Origin of the sequence: Pseudomonas sp. MD195_PC81_125 (assembly GCF_014060985.1) — a bacterium.
In the GTDB taxonomy this organism is placed as follows: Bacteria; Pseudomonadota; Gammaproteobacteria; order Pseudomonadales; family Pseudomonadaceae; genus Aquipseudomonas; species Aquipseudomonas parakoreensis.
Genome location: NZ_JABULD010000454.1, coordinates 1 through 3,637, shown reverse-complemented (window position 1 = coordinate 3,637; position 3,637 = coordinate 1). Strand labels below are relative to the sequence as shown.

The 3,637-nt window shown below is 59.9% G+C and carries 4 protein-coding genes; 2 read left to right on the top strand and 2 right to left on the bottom strand.

Annotated elements, in window-relative coordinates:
* Both HT737_RS18250 and HT737_RS18245 read left to right on the top strand, forming a co-directional pair.
* Positions 1–402 (top strand): lipopolysaccharide kinase InaA family protein (locus tag HT737_RS18250; protein ID WP_220459433.1); only part of this gene is annotated, 402 nt, incomplete at its 5' end.
* Positions 402–1,619 (top strand): acyltransferase, encoded by a 1,218-nt coding sequence (locus HT737_RS18245; RefSeq protein WP_182403546.1) that lies wholly within the window; start codon positions 402–404, stop codon positions 1,617–1,619. The genes HT737_RS18250 and HT737_RS18245, both read left to right, overlap by 1 nt.
* Positions 1,620–1,637: 18 nt before the next feature.
* On the opposite strand, the gene HT737_RS18240 is transcribed toward HT737_RS18245, so the two are convergent.
* Both HT737_RS18240 and HT737_RS18235 read right to left on the bottom strand, forming a co-directional pair.
* A complete protein-coding gene (locus HT737_RS18240) occupies positions 1,638–2,522 on the bottom strand; it encodes a glycosyltransferase (protein ID WP_182403548.1) in 885 nt (294 codons plus the stop codon).
* A 14-nt stretch (positions 2,523–2,536) separates the two neighbouring features.
* On the bottom strand, positions 2,537–3,637 hold a 1,101-nt coding region (locus HT737_RS18235; RefSeq protein ID WP_182403544.1), incomplete at its 5' end, for a glycosyltransferase family 4 protein.

Here is a 3,637-nt window from a genome sequence, read left to right as displayed (position 1 = left end):
GCACCGTTGCCTGGCCACACCCTGCGTCAGGTGCTGCAGGGCATTACCGCCCCGGCGGTACGTCAGGCGTTGATCGAACGCTTCGGCAAATTCATGGCGCAATTGCATGAGAAAGGCGTGTACTTCCGCTCGCTGCACCTGGGCAACGTACTGGTACTGGAGGATGGCGAGTTCGGCTTGATTGATCTGGCCGACCTGCGCATCTACCCGACCCCGCTCAGCCTTTCGATGCGTCAACGCAATTTGCGTCATATGCAACGTTACACTGTCGACAAACGCTGGCTGTTCGAGGATCACCTCGATGCCCTGCTCCAGGGATACGCTGTGACGGCGTCCAAATCCGCAGTTGAAAATCTGCACAGGCAAGTGCTGGCCGGCAACACCCCGGCCCGAGTTCAGTGATGATCGAAACCAATCCTCTTATTGCGCTGGCAGCCTACCTGCTGGCCATCGTCACCTCCGCCCTGCTGTTGCGCGCGGTGCCGAAAATTGCCCGGCACCTGCAGCATTCCGGCGAAAGCCGCTATGCCAGCATCGACGGTCTGCGCGGCTATCTGGCGTTTGGTGTATTCGTGCACCATTCGATCATTACCTGGATCTTCTTGCGCACCGGCGTGATCGACTTCCCCCCGAGCAACTTCTATTCGATGCTGGGCCAGGGCAGCGTCGCGCTGTTCTTCATGATCACCGGGTTCCTGTTCTGGAGCCGCTTGCTCGCGCAGGGCCGCAACCACGACTGGCTGGCATTCGGCGTTTCGCGGGTTTTCCGCCTGTACCCGCTGTACCTGCCATTGATGCTGCTGGTGTTCGTCTCGATCTTCCACTTGCAGAGCTGGCAATTGAAAGAGCCGGGGCTGGAACTGTTCAAGCAGGTGCTTGCGTGGCTGACGTTCGACCGCCCGGACATCAACCAGTACCGACACTCCGGCATGCTGATATCCAACGTCACCTGGACGCTGGCCTATGAAGTGTTTTTCTACCTGGCACTGCCATTGGCCGGACTGGTGTTCATCTACCGCGGCAACTGGTTGCAAGTGGTGCTGTGCCTGATCGGCATCTACGCGCTGTACCAGATCATCGGTTGGGAGCATTCGCTGAAAAAGCACTTTCTGGCGAGTTTCCTCGGCGGTATCGCCGCCGCGTACTGGATTCGCCGCCCGGCGCTCGTGGCATGGAGCCAGTCACGCCTGGCGAGCATCATCGCCGTGCTCGCGCTGGTGGTTGCGTTCACCGCGTTCAGTCGGGCGTTCAAGACTGCGCCGCTGTTTTTGCTGACGCTGTTTTTCGTGATCGTGGCGTCCGGCAACAACCTGTTCGGCGCGCTGAAACCACGCAGCATTCGCTGGCTCGGCGAAATCAGCTACAGCACTTACCTGCTGCACGGTTTCGTCCTGTGGCTGATGGTGCAACGGCTGCCGCTGCTGCTGGATATCGATGCGCGGGAAGCTTCGGTGTACCTGCCCCTGGTGGCGGTCTGCACGTGCCTGCTGATTCTGATCAGCAGCGTGACCTTCCTCTATATCGAGCAACCGGGCATGGCTGCCGGCAAGAAGGTTGTGCATTGGTTGCGCCAGCGCCAGAAGGGCGAAAAGGGCCTGCCGGAGAAAGTCGCTCGCTGAGTGTGAGCGACCAGGACCTCAGTCCTTTTCCAGCGGAGAAAAGAGCAAGCGCCCCAAGCCGCGCCAGGTCTTCTTGTTCCAGGCCTTGAACGGGATCTGCGCCAGCAGTTCGCGGGCCAGCTTGCGATTGCGGTTGGCGGTCTTGAGGAACATTGAGTTCAGCGCCTTGAAACGTACTTCGTCATACAGCGGATGATCGCTGAACAGCGCATAGGTGCGCAGAATGTTCTCGATCATGAAGCGATGGTTCTTGTACGAGTTGGTAGCGTGCTTGCGGTAGCGCGCCATCACCACGTTCAAACCGTCGATGAAGTAGCCGGCGCGGGTCACTTTCAGCTCGATGTACAGGTCCTCAAGGCGAATCGTCGGATCGAAGCCACCCACCTTGTCCAGCGCCTCACGACGGATCATCAGCGTCGGTGCCGGTGGATACGGCTTGCGCTCAAGGAACATATCGTCGAAATCCAGACGGCGGAACGGCACGTCACGGCGCTGACGCTTCTCCGGGTAGAGGCTGCCATCGGCGTGCATCAATTCGATGTTGCCGGCGCAGATCCCGACTTCGGGCTTGCAGTCCATGTACGCCACCTGGGTGGCGATTCTCTCCGGGTACATGATGTCGTCGGAGCCGAACGGCACGATCAGGCTGCCCTTGGCACGAGCGATGGCGCCGTTGAGGGTGTTGGTCAGGCCCTGATTCTGCTGCACACGAAAATCGAAACCGTACTGCGCCTGCAACGCGCTGATGCGCTCGACACTGTCGTCCTTCGAACCGTCATCGACCACCAGCAGCTCAATGTTCTTGTAGGTCTGATTGAGGACGCTGAGGATGCTTTCCTCGATGTACGGGCCGTGGTTGTACGAGGCGATGATCACCGTGACGAGGGCGTTGGCTTCGCTCATGACTTGTTCTTCGCTCACGGCTGCTCCTTGCGGGCCTGCTCGAGGCCAGAGTCGATCAGGTCCAGGTATTGCTGACGGAACACCTCGATGTCGTGTTGTTCCTGCAGGTAGCGATAAGCCTGCTCGCCCTTGGCCTTGAGTTCTTCATCCGATAGCGCGAGATAGTTGTCCAGCGCGGCGACCAGACTCGGTACATCCTTGGGTGTAATCGCCAAGCCACCGGCGCCTTCGATCAGCGGCAACATGGCCGGCACATTCGAGGCGATCACCGGCAGGTGTCCGCTCATGCCTTCGAGCAAGGCCAGGCCGAGGCCTTCGGCCAGCGAGGGCATGGTCCAGATGTCGAACGCACGCACGTATTGCAGGGCGTTTTCCTTGAACCCCAGCAGATGCGCACGGCCGCTCAAGCCCAGTTGCTCAATCTCCGCCGCCAGCGGCGCTTGCAGGCGTCCGGCACCGATAATTGCCAATTGAGTGTTCGGGTATTTGTCTTTCAGTGCGGCGAAAGCTTGCAACAGATAGGTGTGGCCCTTGACCGACACCAGCCGCCCCAGCGCGCCAATCAAACGCACATTCGGGTCGAGGCCCAACAACTCGCGGGCTTTGTCGCGGCTGTGCTGCAAGCCTTCGGCCTGCTCGATGTCGATGGCATTGGTAATGGCGTAGGTGTTCTGGTCGGTGAAGCCGCAATCGCAATCGAGCAGGTACTGTTTGACCGCCGGCGAAACGCCGACAAAGCGCCAGTGCCGATCGATCAGGCGCTGGGTCTGATGACGTCGGTAAAAGCGGTCGTATTCGCCGAAACCGTGGGAGATGCCAATGCACAGCGGCACCTTCAACCAGCGGTTGAGCGCCAGCATCATGTTCACCGGCTTGAAGCGGTTGCAGATCACCACATCGAACTTTTCTCGACGGCAGAACTTATACAGCTGCCACATCGCCCGCAGGCGCATGCCTTTGAGCGACTTGTCGGAAAACTCGAAGTACACCGAACGGTCAGCCCGGCTCACCGGCTCGCCCGGCCCCGGTTTGCCGCGCAGGAACGCCGCCGTGACTTCATAGCGATCAGCCGGTAACGCCTTGACGATCTGCTCGGCCAGGTCGGCGAAATCATG